This is a genomic window from Paenibacillus paludis (assembly GCF_042610515.1).
Classification (GTDB): Bacteria; Bacillota; Bacilli; order Paenibacillales; family Paenibacillaceae; genus Paenibacillus_AQ.
Window position 1 is genome coordinate 118,897 of sequence record NZ_JBGJZP010000013.1, and the last position, 20,998, is coordinate 139,894.

Genomic DNA, 20,998 nt, shown 5'->3' on the forward strand with positions numbered 1-20,998 from the left:
CTTCCTATAGAAGCTGTTATTTGAATTGGCTCGCATTGTTTTTTATCGCGTTTTCCGTATCTTCATATCCTTTTACTGTTGTATCCAAAAAAGTAGCATAGGAAATAATGACGTTCTTATATTCCTCAAAGCGGGGTTCCATCCCTTTAAATTTCTCACGAATGGTATTGCTTGCATCACTTTGCCAGGTGGAGGCAAGTGCGTTCATCTCCATTTTAATTTCGTCCAGTCTGGCGCTGAGATTTTCATTAATGGATCGGATCGTTCCGGCAGTATTCGCTACCTCAGGTAAAGAAATTTGAATTCCTTCCGTTGACATACATGCAGCCCCCTTCTTTAATTAGTTAATTTTTTAGCAGAATTGATAATTTCACTTTGTGTATCCCGGTACATCTTGGCGCTCAGTTTTAGAAATTCGGAGTATTTAAGCAGCAGATCGTACATGTTCTTAAAATCCTCCTCAAAGCCTTGAATCTGGGTAACATATGCCGTATTGTCGGCCCCTTTCCAAGCGGCACCCATAGCGTTTACCTCTGTGAATAACTTCTTGTATTGCGTGGCGTACTCAGACGCTTGACCATCCATCTTCTGTGCTGCTGATTCCAGCCGTGCAGGATCCACAGTAATTTTCGACATTATTTCTACTCCTTTCTGATTAAAAAAACATAAAATTTATATTAACATCAGCATGGAGCCGTTACTTAATCCCAGCTCCCTTGCCGATAGGTTAATATCAAGCACTGTAGCGGTCTCTTTATCGCAGATGACGGTATCTTCTGATCTGATATAGACCCCTCCCGACAGCTCCATGATTGCAGCTGCCAGCAGGCCTTCGATCTCATGCAGACGAAGATCTAAAGGAATGATCACATCGTGTGTCTGGCTGATTGCCGGAATATAGAGCTCAATAATGATCTTATCCAACGGGGACCTCCTCCTCCACGAGCGCACTGGCAGACAGCAGCTTCACCAGAACAGCCTTCCCGCGATGCACCACGTACCCGAAGTCGTCCCCAATCTCGCGGTACATCTCTTGGCTGAATCTGGCCGGCTTCATGTGGTACTGATCGGTAAAACCGTCTCCAATCCATATCCCCTCACCTCCGGCCACATGCTCTTTAAACCAAGCTTCAAAGGAGAATGCCGCGATATTAGCAGCCCGTTCAGCCAATATAAAATGAACCTGATAGGCGGCGTTCCCCTTCTCAAGCAGAACTTTCCACTTATCCTTGGCATCTACGGATAGCTTGGACAGCAAGGCCGATACCGACAGCACAATTACCGTCAGTTTATTGAATACAGGAACCGGCTGGCCGGCAGCAAGTGCATCCTTAAAGGCGTTATTCCGCAGCACCAGCATATTGAACAATTCAATAACTGCCTGTTCGGCAGCATCGCTATGGTCATTGATATAGCGCCACTTCCCATGAAAGTCTTCCGTAAACTGTCTATTGGCATCTAGCACCAACAGCTCCGAATCAGAAGAGCCTTGCTCGGAGAGTACCTCGACCAGGCCCTGCATGAAAGTAGTCATATCATGATCGCGGGAAGCTACCAACTGAATATAGCTTTGGCTGAGTTCCATATAGGATACTTTTAGGCTGTCTTTCTCCACCCCTACAGGAATCAATCCGTCCTTCCAGCGATGAATATCTTTCTTGAGGAAGGCAAGATCCACCTTGTCCGGCAATATCGGTATCTGTTCAGCAGTTGTTCCTGTCCATTGTTTCGCATAGCTGCTGCAGCTGCTACGCAATTCATTCAGCAGATTGTTGCCGTTTGCCTGAATATGGGCCAGCTGAAATTCATAGACGTTGTCTTTCTTGAAGATACCTCTGCCCTTCAATTTGGAAGGGTACACGCCCCCTACATTGCCGAGCACACCGGAATAATCGGATGGATCATTCAGCTGGAGCACGTAGAGCTGCTTGAAATTCTGCAAGGTTTTGTACCGTACAGCTCCCGTATTAAGAGCAGTCAGCATAAAATAAATCCCATACTTCAGGCCTTCTCTGCTGAGTAGCGAGATCACCTCTTCCTTACCCTCAAAAAGCTCAGTAAATACAGAATAGTTATGAATGACGACTAATATAGATGGTTCTTGTTCCGGAGATACGCGATTATAAGAACCGAAGTCACCCCCATACGGTGAGAATATTTTCTTTCTTTGTTCTATTTTTTGCTGAAGCATCTGGAAGAGTTTATTAACCCTTTCACTGTCATGAGAGAAGACTACATCACCCACATGCGGTGCTTCTGAGAAGGCTCCCAGCGTTTCCGAACCGAAATCCAGAATATATATATTGATTTCTTCGGGTGTATGCTGCTCTATCAAGGAGAAGATAAGTGTCGTCAGAAAGACTGTTTTGCCACTTCCGGCCGTACCATAAACGATGGCATTGCCGTCCCGGGAGAGCGGGAAGGTCATGGGCAGCTGTCTCTGGTTCACCGGATCATCGACCTCGCCGATTACAGGATTAATCTCACCATAAAAAGAAGGGGAGTTAGGGTACTTCTTCTTCAATTCATGCAGATAAATCACAGCAGGAATCGGCTCCAACCACAGCGGCCGGATCTTGATGCCTTCTTCGGCAGCAATGTGGGATAGATACTCATTAATCTTGCTAATCTGCTTCTCCGGATTGGCCTGTCTGATTTTTCGTTTATTAACAGCTGTTTGCTTTACAATACGGCCCAGCGTATCAATTATCGTGAGGTTGTGATCCGGTGTACGTTCAATCCGGTCCGATGGATCATACGGTGCGCCGGCCCATGCAGATTGCCCTAGTTCAAACAGCTCGTTAAAGCCTACCTGCACATAAAATCTGCCCGTAACGGACAATTCGGCGGCATCCGGTCTTTTGATTACATCCATACTGTCGGCCCTCTCCTGGACCTTCAATGAAATTCGGAATTTGCTATTGCTCCAGATTTGGTCGTCTACGACACCCGCAGGCTTCTGAGTAGCCAGAATCAAGTGGATGCCCAGACTTCGTCCGATTCGCGCAGCGCTTACCAGCTGTTCCATAAACTCCGGCTGCTGGGTTTTAAGTTCGGCAAATTCGTCAGAAATGATAAACAAATGCTGAAGCGGTTCGGATACCTGCCCTTCCCGGTAAAGCCTTTGGTATTTATAGATATCAATGTTGCTAAGACCAAGCCGGCTATGAATATCCTGAAATATGGCCTGGCGTCGTTTCAGCTCGCTTTGGATTGAAATCAGCGAACGTTTTACCGCAGCGCCGTCCAAATTGGTAATCGTTCCTGCAAGATGAGGAAGGCTAGAGAATGCGCTTGCCATCCCGCCGCCCTTATAATCGATAAGGATAAAGGCTACTTCATGAGGATGATAATTCACTGCCAGTGATAATATAAAGGTCATGATGAATTCACTTTTACCCGAACCTGTCATTCCGGCAATCAATCCATGAGGACCATGGAATTTTTCATGCAGATCCAGTTGAAATAAGGCTCCCGTGGTGTCCACACCAATAGGAGTTTCCAGTGACAATACCGGATCGTTATCCTTCCAGCGGGTTAAGGCGTTAAGATGCTCTATCTTTCCGACGCCAAACATATCGAGGAAGGTTAGCATATCCGGCAGATTATATTTAGACCCTGATGTGTCAAGCTTGATGTTAGCCAGCCGGACAGCAAGCGCAAGCTCATTACGGATCTCATAAGGATCAGGGCGGAAAGATAGCGATTTCCCGGAAATATTATCTTTGTCAAAAATATTCGAATCTTCACCGTCGCACTCAATCACCAGAGAGCACTCTTTGGGAAGATGCATAAGCTGATCATAAAGATGCAAAATGCTGAAGCCGAGGTTCTTTTTCTGCTTTAATAATCCGTTGATTATTTCAGCTTTGCCCGCCAGTTGCTTGTCCGCAGCTATAATCACGTAATATGGCGACAACTCCCGTATTTCTTCATCAGATGAGAGCATTTCCCGGGCGGACAGCTCTTTTTCCAGATAACTGGACAGCTCTTTCACTTCATTTAGCTCCGTTGCGACAAACCGCAAACTGCCCTCTTCATTCCATACATGCGGCAGCCATTTCACAAATCCCCAAGTATCTTGTTCTTTTGTATCATAGAGAAAGACGAGCTTTAGTTCATCATAGCTGTGAAGTGCGGTAAGCTGCAGGATCAGCTGCTTCGTAAGCATAACGGCGGCTTCCCTGGTGCCGATAATTCCCGCTATCCAATCCTCCGTCAATAACAGCGGCAACGGCACATTTTTCAGGAGCTTCGGTTCTTTGATGAACTCTTCTAATTCCTTCCGCAATTCATCTTCATCCAAGCTGAATCTTATTTCGGGATGCTTAATTTCTGCCTGCAGGTTAACGGTTCCCAGTCCCAGTCTAAGCGATAAAAAGTCATTATGCCTGCGGGTTCGCTCCCATAAATTACGCTTCCTTTGTTCTATGCGGCCAACGCAATCTTCTACAGTCACTAGGTTCTCATGTAGAATATCGCTTTGATAGGCACACTCATCTGCAATTTTTTGCCGGAGCTCTTCCAAATATGCCTTGTATTTCACATTTCTCTCCTGATTGCGCCGGCTTCTCCGCTTGCTCTCATGTCTTCTGGCCAAGATAGGCCATAATATTGTACCTAGCAGCATGCTCATAGACATTACTAGAGTAGGCATTGCATTTCTGACATTCCCCCCGGAACTGAGTGCATTCTGGAGGGCAAACAACCCTGTGAAAAGTGAGGCCATCCCCATAGTGATGGACGGACCCAGCATCAGCATGATTGGTAATTGTTCCATATTACCGAGTGAAGGTGGAGGATCAATTACAAATTCCGCCTGCTGAATATCCCGCTTAAACCGTGGAGAACGGTAGAAGAATTCAGGGGAAACGGCGATCTCCTCCAATTCCTCCTCCTCAACCACAGCTGCCGTCTGCTTAACATACGGCTGAAACGCAGCTCCTTTGATCTTTAGCTGACCGTCCGGATTGTTCACGGCGATAAAATCGGGGCCAATAATAATTTTGAGACCGATAATATAGACGACATCTCCTAGTTTCAGCACTTTGCTGGTGACCCGTTTCCCATTCACAAACGTTCCGTTTGCGCTGCTCTGGTCTTGAATCGTCAGGGTAGAGCCATTGATCAACAGTTCAGCATGAAGGGATGAGGTATACTTATTGGCATAATGCAGATTACAATTCTCTGCCCGTCCAATCGTTATTTTGCTGTTTGCATGAAACTTCAGCTTCTTAAAGGTGTTCCTGTCACGGGAGACAGGCTCAGAGAAGAGCACTACATACTCATTCGTTCGGATAAGATGAATGGAGTACATGTTCATGGGTTCTATGGCAATTTCCTTAATAGTGGACTTGTTGCTGTCCAGAATAACGGCCTGTTTATTGGACTTTAGAATCCATTTCCCCTCAATGCCTTCAATGCTGATAACGTTCTCCTCATAATTCTGTTCATTTCTCTGGGTGATCCAGTATTGTCCCTTCTGTTTCTCGGGAAGAACACAAGTATAGATGACCGTGTCTTTAAGCAGTGATAGCTGCATGCGTATCTTCACTCCCTATTCAAATCCACCAAATATCCGGCACTAACTTCCTGCAGGATTACTATTTAATGAATACTGGATCAAACATGGCAAATTCCACTTTAGAAGCACCGAGACTGCTTATCGCAAATGTAATCTTATCCACATAACGAAGCGGCACAATCAAATTTTGGGGTTCTTGAGTGGACGTGTATGTGTACGATCCGTATAAGGTCGTTTGCCCGCCTTTATTTGTAAGATAAACATCTACCGTGACCGGCTGCGTGCTGACGCTTCCTAGCTTATGCTGAATTAGAGCCGCTTTCGCATTAAACTGTCTGTACTTTTCATCCAGTTGATAGGTAATCTTTGCTTGTCCCTTGCTATCCGGAGTATAGTCTCCAAGCATCGTATAGATATAATTCAAATGGGTGGTCCCGTTCTGCTCTTTAATCACAGTGCTGCCGTCGTACATAATGCTGCTCTCTGCGTTCGTATTAACCACTTCAGGGGCTCCGATCAGGAAATCATTGCCTGCCTCAATCGTGCCGGTGGTTGCGTAAACCTTCTTGCCCGTTGAATTTAAGATTACAGTCTTCCCGTCACGGGAACGCGAAGGTTCATAACCCAGCTCAGGCAGCATATAGCTGGGAAAATAAGCGTAGCCTTGGAATGTAAAAGGTTTATTTTTACTATTCACCGTAATCTTCGCGCCATCCACCTCAACACTATTAATATTGAATAGGGCTCCCTTTAAATCTGCCGCAAATACGGTAACACCTCCGAATAATAATCCACCGCAGATAAAGCCTGAGATAAACTTCTTCATATCTATTCCTCCTAAATGTTATATGTACTTTTGTATAACTACTCTCCTGTAAGCTCTTTTAGCATGCTTCGTGCCAGCTTGTTATTGCTATCCAGTGCTTTTAGTTGTTTAGCTAGACGAATAACCTTTTCCGTATCATCTTCAACGTTGTAGGCATAAAGAATGCTATCCTCCAGCGCTTTGATTTTTTGCTTCTTCGCTACTGATTTGGCGGTTGCCGCCGGTTTAGTTGTCGGCTTCGACGTTGGTTTGGCTGTTGGTTTAGCTGTCGGCTTCGGTGTTGGTTTAACCGTTGGCTGGGCTGTCGGCTTTGGCGTTGGTTTAACCGTTGGCTGGACTGTCGGCTTCGGTGTTGGTTTAACCGTCGGCTGGGCTGTCGGCTTCGGCGTTGGTTTAACCGTTGGCTGAGCTGTCGGCTTCGGCGTTGGTATAACCGTCGGCTGAGCTGTCGGCTTTGGCGTCGGCTTTTCCGTAGTTACGGGCGCCAGAGCAGCCGCTGACGGGCTGGCGGCAACCGTTGGCTGGGCTGTTGCCGTTGGCTGCACCGTTGCTTGAGCGGCAACGTCAGTAGCCTCATTAGAGGGCTCCGATTCGCCCATCATTCCCCTTACAGTCAGACTGCCGCCGAGCACAATAGCTGCCGCCAAGGCAATCAGCATTCCGAGCCGCCATTTCTTGCCTGCCGGCTGGCGCGGTTCTTCCTGTTCCGGCGCAGTTTCTTTCGAATGCTGTTCAGCCAGCAGAGACTGAATCACCTGTATGGAAACTTCGATTTCATGGCGCAGAGAGGAATCAGCAACGGGACCGGCAAGCAATGCTGTGTAAGCCGCCAAGGCTCCCTGTAAATCCCCTGAACTTTCCAGCATTCTTGCTCTACCCAGCGGCGCTTCATCCCATTCTGACAACTCTTCCATTGGAGTCGGACGAAGAACGGATGGGAGGGCCGTTGAAGTCATTGTTCCTTCCGCCCGGACCTCTTCGGAGGAGTCCGTGTAGCCAAGGCTGACCGATGATAAGGCAATATACCATTCTCCGAATGCTGGACATTGATATAGCGCATCACTTTCCCATGCTTTACGGAAAAGACCCGCAACCTCGCCGCCGTAATTTTCAGTCAACACTCTATTAATTAAAGCTACTCTATCCTGATCATTTTCCATCAACCCGGGGTCAAAATAACTTTCACCCCATGCCGCTTCCCGAATCTCGGGATGGAACCATGCCAGCATCTCCGCGAGCAGGATGCTGCCGGAATAACGATCTGCATACTTGTTCCAAAGATGCTGATAATCACTTCTCCCGGAAGAGTATCCGGGTGATCCCATCGTCATATATTCAGGTCTGTCGAGGTGGACCGCATACATGTGCTCTATGTCGATCAGCTGAATGCATGATTTGACTAAGGGCATAATCTCATGCAGGAGTCCGGGAATCATAACGTTAGAGCCTGATAAATCCCCATGCGCCAACCCGCGCTGCTCCATGAAAGATAATACTTCAGCCAAGGACCTGGCGGTATGAAGCGCCGTTTCTTGGGGAATATCTTTCTTTTCCAGTATGATATCCATCCAGGTCGGACCATTGATCCATGGCATAAGAACAGCATACAGCAGCTCCGGGTGACTTCCCAACAGTTGTACGTCCCGCTGAGGAATCAATACATCCCGTTCACAGACCTGAAGTCCATCAATCTTTGAAAAGGCCGCAAGCTGCTCTGACAAATATACATTAGAAGGCTGCCGGAAGACGGGTTTGAATACTTTCAGCGCTTTGGAAATGCCGTCTTGAATGCTGGTGAGTTTATACACCGTACCTTGCCTGCCCTCTTGGCCGTAGGGGATCTCACTCATGAGCGGATGCCCCTGAACAACATAAACCTTCCCATCAATCACTAATTCTTCATTGGTTTCTGGATTGAATGCCATCTCCTTGCATCCTTTCTACATGCGGTTCAATTCGCTGATAACCGTCCTGTACCGCCGTTCACAGCCAAATTTCCTCAGCACTTTGAGCGCTGACTCCGATTTTGATAAACAAATAGGGTAATGTCCGGTCGCCGGAAACGATATGAAAAATGGGAGTCGTCTGGCGCAAATAATTGCTCTCCATATAGTGAAGCAGCTCTCCATAAGTGGTCTCCGTGCTTGCTTCATAATCGGCAAGATCACAAGTAGATATCATCCGGTCAATGCAGAAATAACTGTGGAAATGCATATCTTCTGTCACGTCCAGATAATCCTCTTGGATAGGAATAAAAAATTCAGCATGCATTTTTTCATCCAGTGGAATATTGTTTATAGAATAGAATAAGGGGCCTTTAATCGTAGCCTTAAGCTTGAATACATCACTCATAAAATCGGATAGATGCTGCTCCAGATCCTTATAGTAGAAATGATACTTTCTGGAGACAACACTGGTGTACTTTATCGAATCCTTTGGATTTACCACACTATCCCTCCTTAATGACCGGAGCAAAGATATCAATAATTCCATCTCCGTAGACGTCCAGATAGATATTGTAAAAGGGTTCCTCAAGCGTTAGCTGATAGGATTCGGCGCATGACCGCAGAACAGCGTATGACTCTTCGATATCCTCGTCGAGATCAGCGTGTCTGAGCAGCAGCCCGTCTGTAAATTTCAAAGTTTCCGTAAAGTGATAATCCTCATTTTTCTCCATCTCTACAGGTGCATTAACAGGAATGTAGAAGGAATAGTCAGCCTCCCCTACGTCCAAATTCAGATTGGAAACTTGATAAATGATCGGACCTGTACCATATAAGCCACTGCTTACAACGGAATTACGAAGCTCTCTGGCCAGCTGATGCCATTCCTCTATTTTGCAGGTTTTGGTACAACTGATGACGTTATGGAATATAATCGGAGTCCGCTTTATTTTCATGCCTTGTGTCCCCCCCGTGGCTTCTGCTGCTTCGCTTTACGCTGGTTGGGTGGTTGGATATGAAAAGATTGGAACCGCCCTTTGCAATATGCCAGTAGGATGAATTCAGGCAGGAACATTGCGGAGAGATACTGAATAAGTACACTAAGCACCAAGGCAATAACAGGCTCAAAGGATGTATAACTGCTGCTATCCGCGAACATCCTAGGCACAAATCCGGCAATAACGGCTCCGAGATAAATAACAGGGAAACTTATGTAAGACTTGGATCCTCCAAAGTTATATAATCCTTTTTCGCCTCTTCGTAAATGACCCTGTTTTACCCGATGTACTGCCCGCCAAGTGGAGAGGATCAGAAAAAGAATTCCGCCTAACAACATCAGCAGACCGAGTGATGTCATGAACGGCTCCGCTCCCCTGTCTTCACACATGAGAAAATAAACCAAATAGATCTCAAGTGAAAATTTCAGGGAAATGAAACATAGTATATAGGCCTGAATTTTTTGATATTTGTAGGCCAATTTCTCATTATAAAATAAAAGCGCAGCCAGCAAATGGAATGCCCAGAGGACTATGTCTACAATTAAATAAATCATCCATCTCGAATCGGTGTTATCACCATAGAGAACCGCATTAAGCGAAACCGCGATCATTACAGCACTGAACACTAAGGTAGCTATAATAAATACAGATACACCATCAGGACGCAAGCGTTCACGCGCGGCTTCCTTTATTTTAGCGAAGTACTCCTCGTTATATTGCTTTAACATGTGAGCCTCCTACCATATCAATTTATTCAAGCCCTTTCCGATGTTTGATACAGCACCACTGATAGCGTCGCAAGTAGCATCCACTGCATCGTTAACCAAATCTTTCGTATGATCGACTACACTTTTCGGCGGCGGACCTCCGAACTTGGCATTCAGGGCAAAGTTTATAGCTACGCCTGTGGCGAGCCCCACTACAGTTCCCAAGGGTGGCACCACAAACGAGCCGATAACGGCACCAGTTGCTGCTGCACCCGCACCGGCGGCAACATCCACCGTGGTGTTCACAGCAAAAGTACCGGTGTTCTTCAAGTTGAAATCCCATTTCCCGCCGTCTCTGAATGTCTCCACAAAGTTATCTCCTACCGCCAGAACCGTCCCGGCTGCACCTAGAAACTTTCCGCCCTTAGACAAGACCGTCGTGTTTTTCCAGTTAAAATCATCCCAGAGCGTCATCCCGTCTTTATAAGAAGATTTGAATACATCCTTCATATTTTGTAATCTGTTGCTTCTTCCATTGATGAATTGTTCTACAGGAGTCAGTCTATTAAAACGGTCCATATTATCTTGGATAACTCCATGGCCATCAACATACAGAGGTATTCCATCCCCGTTAATTAACCGGTTCACGTATCGCTTCTTGAAGGTTCCACTTTCCCCGCCCAAGAGCCGGACCAACCCGTCTCTATACTCCATATAGTGTCTGCCCGTAACCATTTCCGCATTGACGAGCTGAATGAGAATCTTCCCGTCTTTTTTAACGGTTTTAAACTGCAAATCTTTATACCGGAGTAATGTATCCGAGTTCGTAATGCCAGAGAATACATCATTCACGGCATTGCGGAAGGCCAGCAGAAAGAAAGGATCGCCAGCCAATTGAGATTCATACTGGTCTATGGGGTTTGAGCTGAATGACAATCCGACTTTAACCAAATAATCTTCAATATCAAAATATTTTCCACTTTCATTCTCCACAAACCTCTTGAAATTCCCCAGCTTTTCCTGTAAATCCCCCAGCTCTTTACACAGGTTGCCTAACCGGCTGCCTACATCACTTCGCGACAGAACTCTATTGTCAATTTGACCAAGCAACCGGGAAAGTCTGCTCACTGCGTCAGATAAGTCAGAGGTGTACTTAGAAAGATGGGTTGATGCAATTTGAATAAGATTCTCATCTAGGAAAATGGTATTCAATACAGTGTCCTCCCGGCACAGACTTTATTTAGTATGCGGACTATTCTTGAGCTGCTGCTTCAATGCTGCCTCTCTAGCTGCGATTTCTGCTGCCTCCTTCGCATCTTCTTCTTGTCTTATCGCATTTGCCGTAGATATAATATCCGACTCAATCGCTCTAAGACTTGATGCGACCCTTCCAATACTCGTTTGAATCAGTTCCATGACATGTGTCATATGTATAGTTTCATCTGCATCCCAGCTTTTTCTCAAACTTTCCTTGTACAACTCGAGATTTTCTTTGATTGCGCCCAGAGAAACTTCATGCTGGCCGATCTCCCGGGCAATTCCGCTCTCCCTTTGGACATCAATTTTCATAAAATCATCCTTTCGCAGGTTAGATTAACTCCCAACCCAAATAAACACTAAATGTGATCTATGTACAAGCTTCCGTGGACCTAATGCATATACAGAATACATAAAAACTTGGTTGATTCATTATATAACCACACAATATACATACATTACCATCAAAAACGACATGTTAAACTAAATTTTGCGTATTACGAAAAAAAAGTCCTTCGACACATCAATAAGGCGATAAAACCTTTCCGTTTTCCCGCCTTTATTAGAAGAACTTGAAAAACCCTTAGTTTGATATTCTTTGTTGATTTTTCACAAATATGGGGTTATAGGTTGATTAAAACTATCTTATAATGAAATTGGGCCGGGAAACTTCACCCGTTTGTGAACGCGCGTTTATTGCCCTGCCCATCATCCACTTTATAGGAGGAATGGTTATGCAATACGGTCACTTTGACGAAAAGAACAAAGAGTATCTCATTACGAAACCGAATACGCCTGCCCCTTGGGCGAACTACCTGGGCTCGCCGGAATACGGCGCCATTATCTCAGGAAACGCAGGGGGCTACAGTTTTGTAAAGTCTGGAGCCAACGGGCGGCATGTCCGCTACCATTTTAATTCAAAGGACGAGCCTGGACGCTACATTTACGTGAGAGATTTGGAGAACGGGGATTATTGGTCCGGTTCTTGGCAGCCCGTGGGTAAAGATCTGGATCAGTACAAGTCGGTATGCCATCATGGAACCGGATACACAAACATCGTCTCGGATTACGACAATATCCATACAGAATCATTATATTATGTGCCGCTGAACAAAACCTACGAGGTGTGGCGCATGAAGGTCCGCAATAATGACTCCAAAGCGCGGAAGCTGGCTCTCTTCGGATTTGTCGAATTAACCAACAATAACAATTACGAGCAGGATACTGTCAACCTTCAGTACACGCTGTTCATCTCACGGACCTACTACAAAAACAATATGATCCTTCAATCCATCAATGAAAACGTTCCCGAGGATCAGAGCTGGAGATTCTTCGGTGCTGCAGGTGCAGAGGTAACCGCTTACGACGGCGACCGGGATACGTTCCTCGGCGATTACCGCAGCTACGGCAATCCGGCCTCCGTTGCAAACGGCCAATGTAGCAATTCATTAAACTACAACACCAACTCCTGCGGCGCTCTGCAGATCAACGTGGAGCTGCAGCCGGGAGAAGAGAAAGAAATCGCATTCCTTCTGGGACAATATGACGAGAAAGGCGCGTCCGAAATTCTCAGCCACTACAAAGATTTGTCTGTCGTGGACAAGGAACTCGAAGAACTGAAGGCATTCTGGCACAGCAAACTTAACCGCTTCCAGGTCCAGACACCAAGCGATAATCTGAACAACATGATCAACACCTGGAACGCATATCAATGCTTCATCACTTTCATCTGGTCTCGTGCAGCCTCCTTCCAATACTCCGGTCTTCGTAACGGACTCGGCTATCGGGATACCGTACAGGATATTCAAGGTATCATTCATCTGGATCATGAGATGGCCCTTGAGCGTCTGAGGCTGATGATTTCCGCCCAGGTCTCCAACGGCGGTGGACTTCCACTGGTGAAGTTTGATCATAACCCTGGTCACGAGGGCACACCAGACGACCCGGAATACGTGCGGGAAACCGGTCATCCCCACTATCGCGCCGATGACGCCTTGTGGCTGTTCCCAACCGTCATTAAATACTTAAATGAAAGTGGCAACTGGGACTTTACTGATGAAGTGATACCTTATTCAGATAAAGGTGAGGGCACGGTGTACGAGCATCTGCGCCAGGCCCTTCAATTCAGTCTGGATCGTATGGGTGCACATGGCATGCCGGTCGGGCTTCATGCGGACTGGAACGATTGTCTGCGTCTCGGAGCCAAGGGTGAGTCGCTATTCGTCGCCTTCCAGCTGTACATGGCCTTCAAAGTGTTCATGGAAATCGCGCAAAATAAGAACAAGCCGGACGACGTAAAGTGGGCACAGGGCCTGCTTGATGAGCTCGACGGGAACATTCAGAAGCATGCTTGGGAGAACGATCAGTTCGTCCGCGGGTTCACCGAAGACAACTATACAATCGGCTCCTGGGAGAATGATGAAGCAAAAATCTGGCTGAATCCGCAAAGCTGGGCCGTATTAAGCGGCGCCGCCCGCCCGGAACAGGCAAAGGTCTCCATGGATAAAGTGTACGAGAATCTGCGGACCGATTACGGCACCATGTTATTCTACCCGCCGTTCCGGGAGTACGGTTTGCCAGTGGCTCTGATGGCTCTTTTCAACGCCTCCACCAAGGAAAACGCCGGCATCTTCAGCCAGCCGCAGGGATGGCTCATCTTAGCGGAAACCATGATTGGCAACGGTGAACGCGCGTTCGAATATTTCCTGAATTGTAGTCCGGCCAGCATGAACGATAAGGCCGAAATCCGTAAACTGGAGCCTTACGTGCATGGTCAGTTCGTCGAGTCCAAAGACAGCCCGTATCAAGGCCGGGCCCATGTCCACTGGCTCACCGGCACCGCCTCGACCGTGATGGTCTCTCTGGTGGAGGGCATCATGGGCGTTCAGCCGCAGATGGATGGCCTTCGCATCAACCCATGTGTTCCTTCCAGCTGGAATGACTTCTCCATGGCGCGGGAATTCCGCGGTAAGAAGCTGAACATTCAGGTAGAAAACAAGAACGGCGTCCAAAAAGGGGTTACCCATATCGTCATTAACGGCGAAGAAATTCAAGGGGACCTAATCCCAATCGCCAAAATGAAAGCCGAAAACAACGTGCGGGTCATTATGGGGTAAGGCATTGAACGAAAATCAGAAGCTGAACTCGTGCCATATAAATCCTTTCAATCACTATGTACAACCCTGAATAGCTGTTTAAATGAAAAAAGACACCATTTAATGTGCCTTCACTGATACTTTTTATGGAGGCGAGGGGTGGAGGTGCAGAGCCACAATTCAGCGCGGGCCGATGTTAGTGCTCTATGCAAACGCTGTTTAGCAAATGCGTTTCGAGTCCCTTACTCTAAAGTAATGAGCCTTGGCCTGGATCAACTTAATACAGGGTTGGCTCACATTAGAAATCAATGCGAACGACTTCTCAAAAATATGAACTCACATGTGTACTAGACTTTCGGAGAGCTTGCTATAAACAAAAAACAAGGACTTGGACCTGCCCTCCATAGTCCTTGTTTTTATTATTAATATCTCAAACCATACGGGCGTTAAAACATTATAGACTTGATTTCATCTTCACTCAGACCAGTTGCTTTAGCGACAGCAGCATGGTCCATACCCATCGCTAACAAGTTCTTAGCTACTTCTCTTTTTCCTTTATTTACACCTTCTGCAATCCCCGCTGACTTTGCCCCTTCAACCATAGATGCCTCATCATGCAAATACTTCTGTCTGGCCTCATACAACCGTCTGACCTCAGAATCCCGACTCAAATATTGCAGGGTATCCATCGCCTTCTCCAGCCCTGGCTCATTCATCTTCAGCACCTCCCAATATGATGTATCAACACCTTTGAGAAACAACAACCAATTGATCAATCCGCCTTCAGTCGGAACACTATGTTCATCCAACTTAGGCAGCTCTAGAAAATGGACCTCAATATCATCAATCAAAGATATCCCAGTCCGGTCTTCCCTCAGGTGAACACATTATGATACCGGTCATTCTTCAAAAACGAATAGTTCAAAATATTAATCGCTACGCACTTCTTCAGCTACTGCTCAGATTGAATCAGGTTTCTGTTTTGAAGCATTGAGGGTTTTAGAGAAGAATCGAAGAGGGCTTTCGCCATTCTTAATCATCGACTAGAATTTCAATCATCATCGCCGCTCCGGTCTTGAGTCCGCACACAAACACAGCCGTCATATCCATCCCCTGCACTTGCGAATACAGCTCCAATAAAGACTCCAGTTCCTCAAAATCTCCTTCGGACAGCTTGCTTTTCCAAGTTTCTATAGACTCGATGATCTGTTTGTTTAACGGACGATAATTAGAATCTTTGGGGATAACGTGTTCGTTAGGGAACAAACTACCGTGGTATAGGGATTCGAGAATGCTTGGCATGGAGGCCTCCTTTTTGGGGCACTGAATCAGTTTCATTTATACATTACTGTCAACAGTTACGTTTTGATATTTAAGACAACTTACCCAATGAATATAATACATTTTTGTAGAAATAGATTTACCTGCTCATTTTAGTGCAAATTTAGAGGCATTCTCTACTCCATGTTGTGAAAAAAAGAATAATAAACTTCAATTCGGTACGCATATACGTACCAAGTACAAAATCATTATACGGTACGCTTATACGTATAGTCAAGGTAAAACTCGGAACAAGTGAGGGGATTAAGGTGGGGAAAAGAGTTGTAGTAAAAATATCTGAATTGACCAATAAGCATAAGATTTCGCTGCGGCAATTGTCCAGAATATCCGATGTTCGACATGCAGCATTGAGTGAGTTAGCTAACGGGAAGAGAGAAAGTATTAGCTTCAGTCATATAGTTAAAATTGCAGAGGCTTTAAATATCGAGGATATTCGTGAGATTATTGACTTGGTTGATACTGAAAAAGATTGAGACATAACAACGCTTGATATTTCTTCAATAAGAAAGGAGCATCCGCTCAATTGGATGCCCCCTAATTATCTACTTCCTCAAACTGTTTGCAGTAGAAGTAATCGAAGAACTAAGAAGCTTTAGAGGCTTTAGAGGCTTTAGAGGCTTAGAGGCTTTAGAGGCTTTAGAGGCTTTAGAGGCTTTAGAGGCTTTAGAGAAGTAGTCTTAAATAATCGAAGTACGGATAATGGGGAATGGAAGAACACACACGCCGAAGGGAATCGTATTCAACACTGCTTACGTAGCGGCCAGAACCTCCTTTCTTCGTATGTACTCAGTAAAACTCACTGTATCCATTGACAGCAAGCCACAGAACCGGTGTCATAGCAGGCCTTTTAACCGCTACGTATAGTCCAAAACAACTGCTAAAATGAAATAAGACACCAATTAAGGTGTCTTCACTGATACTCCATACGGAGCCGAGGCAATTCGACCCCCTGTCCGAAGATAACGCCACATAAGCTTCTACGAGTGTAGTCACGGATTTGATGTCACCCTAGAAGCCTCCCTAACCGGGTCCCCTTCGGGTCAGCCTGATTGTCTTCTTCAGCTCACCGCAGGCGGAGACCAGACGAGACGGCGTATCCCACTACTTGTTAGCCCTTATCCCTATCTCTGTCACATGGGCGATGCAGGGTAGAAGAATTTCAATCAAAACCACCCGTCAAACGGGTGGTTTGCTCTGAGGCTATAAGCCTCTGGTGCTGGCTAGCGTCTAAGGCGCTGGCTTTCACTTCGTTCAAGCTACTATGCCTTTGCCTCTTTTGCCTACCCCTGAAGGGGTGCTTGGACTACCGACTCCCCCTTAAAGGGGTTTTCGTACTCTCTCACACTCAGCCTATCCAGCGCAATATCGTGACTTTCCTGCTCTTGTATGTATTTCTTAATTGTTGCCTCGTTGAGTCCTATGGTGCTTACGTAATAGCCTTCCGCCCAAAAAGACGATTTCCATACATATATTTTATATTTGCATGCTTATCGAAGATCATCAGCGCACTTTTCCCTTTTAGGTATCCCATAAAGCTAGATACACTCATTTTCAGTGGGATGCTGACCAGCATATGGATATGATCGGGCATGAGGTGTCCCTCGATAATCTCTACTCCTTTATATCCGCACAGTTGCTTCAAAATGTCTCGAATACTTTCCTTGTATTGATTGTAGATCACCTTTCGTCTATACTTTGGGGTGAATACGATATGGTATTTGCACATCCATTTGGTGTATGCCATGCCTTCTCTGGCTTGTGCCACAAAAAACCACCTTCTCCTTTCGTTATACATAGTAGCTTGAACACTCCTAGTATAACGCTCGCATCAGGTGGTTTTTTGCTATAAGCATCACTGCAACACCCGCATAGCAGGTGATTTTTTGTTTCCCACGCTTCGCGTGCTCAACTGGCTAAAGCCATAATCAAAAACCCACTCATCGAGTGGGTTGATTAGAACGCTTAGCGACTAGCTGTACTGGTTTGTTTTTGTAACAATGAAGTATAAACAGCAAGATGATCATTAGCGGACATTCTTCTTTTGCCAGGAACCCAATCCTCTTGGAGCGAACTTTCATGAATTTCACGCATTGCTACAACGTCCATATCATCTCTTGAGGCATTGCTCGACTTCCGAAACAGTGAGTTTTTATCCAAAACAGGTTTAAGCATTTGTTGCATGATCATCATCCCCTCCTTAAGTAATTCTGGTTCGCAAAAGTCACCCGCAAAATTGTATTTATTCGGTAGTATAAACATACCACTCTCTGCCATTATGTTCAAGTAAATTCGATAATCCTCAACTAAGGACTCTTTTAAGAAATGAAGTTTTTTTTGAGCTGACGCATGATAATATTTCGGATTCCGTGCGTCAACGTTAGAAGTATAATCGTTCTCAAGAAACCATAGATAAATATCTGCAGGATCTGATGAGTTTAATTCGTGGTCAAACATTCTCCAATGAAGAACATGTCCAAATTCATGCATTAAAGATTGTGCACAGCGTTCATGAATATTGAGTTTCTCCATGTTTTCCTCAATACTCATTTTCTGAGAACGATCGATTCTCCCCATACCATAGTAATCGTCCGCATAGCTCCCAAACTCAAATTTTTCGAGCTCTAATGTAAGTTCAGTATTATCTGCTTGAAGTACCACCCATTCATCGTTATTGCTCAATGGTCGATACATAAAAGCTAGTGCTTTTGAATTATCTTGTCTCTTATTTTTAAACCTACAGACTAAATTATAAATCTTTGTTTCATTTAATCTGGCACCTCTTCTAAGTGCAATCTTAGCTCCTCCTTCAACTTCCATTCTCGTTCTCGGAGGATATTTATATATGTATTCTGTGTCAGGAATAAACAATTCTGACAACAGGGCACTATTACTACGAATTTTTTTCACTAATCTTTTTTCAAGTTCTAAATCTGCCAACATATCTATTTCAATATCATCTTCTATATATTCAATTTGATAATCATTTTCTTCATCACAATAGTTTGCATTCACTAAGTACCCCAACATATTATAACCGTCCTTATGAATATGATTTGCCGCAACTAGCATTTCACTTATTTACCTCAAGAGGATATTGACTGCAAATGTCCCCTTCTAAAACTCTACCTATCCGACGCTTCCGAACTCCACCCCACTGTTTGAAGAAAAATTCAACGTTTTGGTCGAGGCATTGATCGTGAATACTTGTTGCCCACTCCTCTTTCATAGGTCTTGCCCCAAAGCCTGGTTCTCCACCAACTATAACCCAATGTATACCGTCAAGATTTAAGTTATCAAAAGGTCCCTACAAAGGTTCCAAGGATAAGAACCTCCGATTGGCTGTCACCTCTCTCAGATGATCAATTCGAAACGTTACGCGCTCTTTTTCCACACTTACTCCTTGCAAGACATTCGGTGGTCAAGGTAAATCACGAGCAAGATTCATCAATCTTTCATATCACTTTGTAAGTATTTGAAATGTGTACTAATGAGCCTTTTCCATCGTTTCAAAAACCTTCAATATAAACTCATACGGCACACCCTCATGAAATAAATCGGACATAGAGTTTACAAAATTTCTTTTCGGTTGTTTCCATATTAATGGAACCCCAATAAGCTCATCATGCAAAGTTACATAAATCCATTTAAATGTCTAGGGTTACCCATTGCATGCAAGCGTTTAGCCATGGTTAATGCATAACAATTCTTGCATCCCTCTGAAACCTTGGTGCATCCAGTTACGGGGTTCCATGTCGCCTCTGTCCATTCAATATTTGATTATATTTCTCTGCCCCTCTCGATGAAAATTATATCATATTTCCAAAAATCTAAAGTTAAAATAGTGCGGGCTCTTCGATATCGCTGTAATCCTTAGACTTGTAGCCAGATGGAAATGTGTGACGAATCCCCTTGAAACAACGAGCAGGTTACGCCAATGGATCAGTACGCAAATTCGCTAAAAAAAACGCTGACATCCCTCATACGAGAAATGTCAGCCTCACCCGCACCTTTTGTAAAAAAACTTGAAAAAGATTTTACCCGGAAGAAAAAGCTGCCCTTTGAAACGGTCATGCAACTCCTGATTTCCATGGGAGGAAACAGCCTATACAAGGAACTCTTGGAATCGCAGGGCTATGACGTAAACATTGCAACCACAAGACGCTCCATGTCCCTTGCTCTCGCTTAATTACCCCTAACTTGGAGCAACTTATTAAAAGTCATTTCCAAAGCCTCCCTAGCCCACGTAGGAATCTCATCTTGGCAAAAGTTAATCTGTGAACGTTTGATCTCCGCCACAACCTCGGGTTCACCGGTGTTGTCGATAATGGTGACTTCATCTGAAATTTCCAAAGCATGCTTCAGGTTACTTAAAGATTGACCATATCTCCAACGGATATCTTCTTGGCAATCCATTACCTCCCTATTCCACTCTTGAAGCTACCCGATTAATTCCCCTTATTTGAGGACTGATTGTGCGATTTCCAGCTACATCGTAAGTAATCTCGAATTTTTGCCCGGTGGCGTCTTCACGTATCAACTTGCCATCTTTTATATAATAAATGGAAGCTCCAGCCTTTTTGGCCTCTGCGACTGCAAGCTGATTGGCCCTTTCAATAACCGTTGCAGTTCTTCCCTTTGGGGCAGCATTAGGATAACAGCTCGCTCGGATTTCGATTTTTACGGTTAAATAATTCGTCCGTATAAGCTACTCAAGGTCTTCTTCTTCATCCATTTGTCCTAAATAGTCATTATACAAATCCATCATATCAAATCCAAAACCCCAGCCAATATCCTGACTGCTCAGCATTAATCGGTTGCATCGACCTACAAACTTGTCTTCTAATTGATTGTCTACAATATGCTTTAAGGCTTGTTCATATATGCTTGCTATAGTATGGTAAAATTTTTGATCAATGTCTCCAAATGAAAGTGTGAAGTCCACTCCACATTCCACTGTAAAAATCATGATTTCTGCAATTTGCTCCTTGTTGTTTGAAACATTACTAAAATCCTTTATTGCTTTCTTCATAATCGGGTACCGCAAAATCTCCCCCTTATGATGGCCAAATTCCTTCTCAATAATTTTCTTGTACTTGGTTAAGACCTCCCCTTGATCAGGAAATAGCACGGAAAAATAATGCTCCTGAATGATCGGATATTTCTTGGCCAAATTCAAGACTTCAGCTTCAAGCTCTTCCCTCGTAAGATTGTTCAAATGCTTTTTAATGGTTGAGTTTCTTAATTTCAGCATTATGATGATCTCCTTAATCCGGTGATAATTCCTAGCATTATTACTCTGCTGCTTAC

At 44.9% G+C, this 20,998-nt stretch carries 19 protein-coding genes and 3 pseudogenes; 3 read left to right on the forward strand and 19 right to left on the reverse strand.

Annotated features, from left to right (window positions below):
- Positions 1-16 precede the first annotated feature (16 nt).
- The 11 genes from ACAN56_RS22865 to ACAN56_RS22915 all read right to left on the reverse strand — a co-directional run bounded on the left by ACAN56_RS22865 (position 17) and on the right by ACAN56_RS22915 (position 11,567).
- Positions 17-319, reverse strand: coding sequence for a pore-forming ESAT-6 family protein (locus ACAN56_RS22865; protein WP_038584744.1), 303 nt, complete (start codon positions 317-319; stop codon positions 17-19).
- A gap of 17 nt (positions 320-336) precedes the next feature.
- Positions 337-636, reverse strand: a complete 300-nt coding sequence (locus tag ACAN56_RS22870; RefSeq protein ID WP_038584741.1) for a WXG100 family type VII secretion target — start codon at positions 634-636, stop codon at positions 337-339.
- A gap of 36 nt (positions 637-672) precedes the next feature.
- On the reverse strand, positions 673-924 hold the full coding sequence (locus ACAN56_RS22875; protein WP_038584738.1) for a hypothetical protein: 252 nt from the start codon (positions 922-924) through the stop codon (positions 673-675).
- Positions 917-5,542 carry a type VII secretion protein EssC gene (gene essC, locus ACAN56_RS22880; protein ID WP_379145864.1) on the reverse strand — a complete coding sequence of 1,542 codons (4,626 nt, stop codon included), beginning with the start codon at positions 5,540-5,542 and terminating at the stop codon, positions 917-919. Before essC ends, ACAN56_RS22875 begins: the two co-directional genes overlap by 8 nt.
- A gap of 61 nt (positions 5,543-5,603) precedes the next feature.
- Positions 5,604-6,350: a hypothetical protein gene (locus ACAN56_RS22885; RefSeq protein ID WP_038584732.1), complete on the reverse strand. Its 747-nt coding sequence runs from the start codon at positions 6,348-6,350 to the stop codon at positions 5,604-5,606.
- Between the two features lie 38 nt (positions 6,351-6,388).
- The gene (locus tag ACAN56_RS22890) at positions 6,389-8,275 is read right to left on the reverse strand and encodes a hypothetical protein (RefSeq protein WP_379145865.1); all 1,887 of its coding nucleotides are present in this window, start codon (positions 8,273-8,275) and stop codon (positions 6,389-6,391) included.
- Positions 8,276-8,333: 58 nt separating this feature from the next.
- A complete protein-coding gene (locus ACAN56_RS22895) occupies positions 8,334-8,798 on the reverse strand; it encodes a DUF5085 family protein (RefSeq protein ID WP_379145866.1) in 465 nt (154 codons plus the stop codon).
- 1 nt (position 8,799) lies between these two features.
- Positions 8,800-9,249 (reverse strand): DUF5085 family protein, encoded by a 450-nt coding sequence (locus ACAN56_RS22900; protein ID WP_379145867.1) that lies wholly within the window; start codon positions 9,247-9,249, stop codon positions 8,800-8,802.
- A complete protein-coding gene (locus tag ACAN56_RS22905; RefSeq protein WP_379145868.1) occupies positions 9,246-10,019 on the reverse strand; it encodes a hypothetical protein in 774 nt (257 codons plus the stop codon). Before ACAN56_RS22905 ends, ACAN56_RS22900 begins: the two co-directional genes overlap by 4 nt.
- 9 nt (positions 10,020-10,028) lie before the next feature.
- On the reverse strand, positions 10,029-11,210 hold the full coding sequence (locus ACAN56_RS22910; RefSeq protein ID WP_379145869.1) for a hypothetical protein: 1,182 nt from the start codon (positions 11,208-11,210) through the stop codon (positions 10,029-10,031).
- 24 nt (positions 11,211-11,234) lie between these two features.
- A complete protein-coding gene (locus ACAN56_RS22915) occupies positions 11,235-11,567 on the reverse strand; it encodes a hypothetical protein (RefSeq protein ID WP_379145870.1) in 333 nt (110 codons plus the stop codon).
- A gap of 422 nt (positions 11,568-11,989) precedes the next feature.
- Here ACAN56_RS22915 and ACAN56_RS22920 point away from each other — a divergent pair, with 422 nt between their 5' ends.
- Complete coding sequence (locus ACAN56_RS22920; RefSeq protein WP_379145871.1) at positions 11,990-14,371, forward strand: glycoside hydrolase family 94 protein; 2,382 nt, start codon at positions 11,990-11,992, stop codon at positions 14,369-14,371.
- Positions 14,372-14,796: 425 nt separating this feature from the next.
- Here the strand turns inward: ACAN56_RS22920 and ACAN56_RS22925 are convergent.
- Both ACAN56_RS22925 and ACAN56_RS22930 read right to left on the reverse strand, forming a co-directional pair.
- Positions 14,797-15,302, reverse strand: a pseudogene (locus ACAN56_RS22925) (Rpn family recombination-promoting nuclease/putative transposase); the annotation flags it as partial.
- A gap of 80 nt (positions 15,303-15,382) precedes the next feature.
- Positions 15,383-15,652 (reverse strand): DUF6809 family protein, encoded by a 270-nt coding sequence (locus ACAN56_RS22930; RefSeq protein WP_379145873.1) that lies wholly within the window; start codon positions 15,650-15,652, stop codon positions 15,383-15,385.
- A 287-nt stretch (positions 15,653-15,939) separates the two neighbouring features.
- On the opposite strand from ACAN56_RS22930, the gene ACAN56_RS22935 reads away from it, so the two are divergent.
- Positions 15,940-16,164, forward strand: coding sequence for a helix-turn-helix domain-containing protein (locus ACAN56_RS22935; RefSeq protein WP_038584711.1), 225 nt, complete (start codon positions 15,940-15,942; stop codon positions 16,162-16,164).
- A gap of 807 nt (positions 16,165-16,971) precedes the next feature.
- Here the strand turns inward: ACAN56_RS22935 and tnpA are convergent.
- From tnpA to ACAN56_RS35515, 4 genes and pseudogenes are all read right to left on the reverse strand, one after another.
- Positions 16,972-17,486, reverse strand: a pseudogene (tnpA, locus tag ACAN56_RS22940) (IS200/IS605 family transposase).
- A gap of 167 nt (positions 17,487-17,653) precedes the next feature.
- Entirely contained in the window at positions 17,654-18,718 is a 1,065-nt protein-coding gene (locus tag ACAN56_RS22945; RefSeq protein ID WP_379145874.1) for a hypothetical protein, read from the reverse strand.
- Positions 18,719-18,761: 43 nt separating this feature from the next.
- A pseudogene (locus ACAN56_RS22950) lies at positions 18,762-19,319 on the reverse strand (DUF5131 family protein).
- Positions 19,320-19,321: 2 nt separating this feature from the next.
- The gene (locus ACAN56_RS35515) at positions 19,322-19,462 is read right to left on the reverse strand and encodes a DUF5131 family protein (RefSeq protein ID WP_489685705.1); all 141 of its coding nucleotides are present in this window, start codon (positions 19,460-19,462) and stop codon (positions 19,322-19,324) included.
- Positions 19,463-19,625: 163 nt separating this feature from the next.
- On the opposite strand from ACAN56_RS35515, the gene ACAN56_RS22955 reads away from it, so the two are divergent.
- A complete protein-coding gene (locus ACAN56_RS22955) occupies positions 19,626-19,877 on the forward strand; it encodes a hypothetical protein (RefSeq protein WP_379145876.1) in 252 nt (83 codons plus the stop codon).
- Here the strand turns inward: ACAN56_RS22955 and ACAN56_RS22960 are convergent.
- Positions 19,874-20,104, reverse strand: a complete 231-nt coding sequence (locus ACAN56_RS22960; protein ID WP_379145878.1) for a hypothetical protein — start codon at positions 20,102-20,104, stop codon at positions 19,874-19,876. The two genes, ACAN56_RS22955 and ACAN56_RS22960, sit on opposite strands and share 4 nt — an antisense overlap.
- A 292-nt stretch (positions 20,105-20,396) precedes the next feature.
- A complete protein-coding gene (locus tag ACAN56_RS22965) occupies positions 20,397-20,942 on the reverse strand; it encodes a DUF6155 family protein (RefSeq protein WP_379145879.1) in 546 nt (181 codons plus the stop codon).
- Positions 20,943-20,998: the final 56 nt, after the last annotated feature.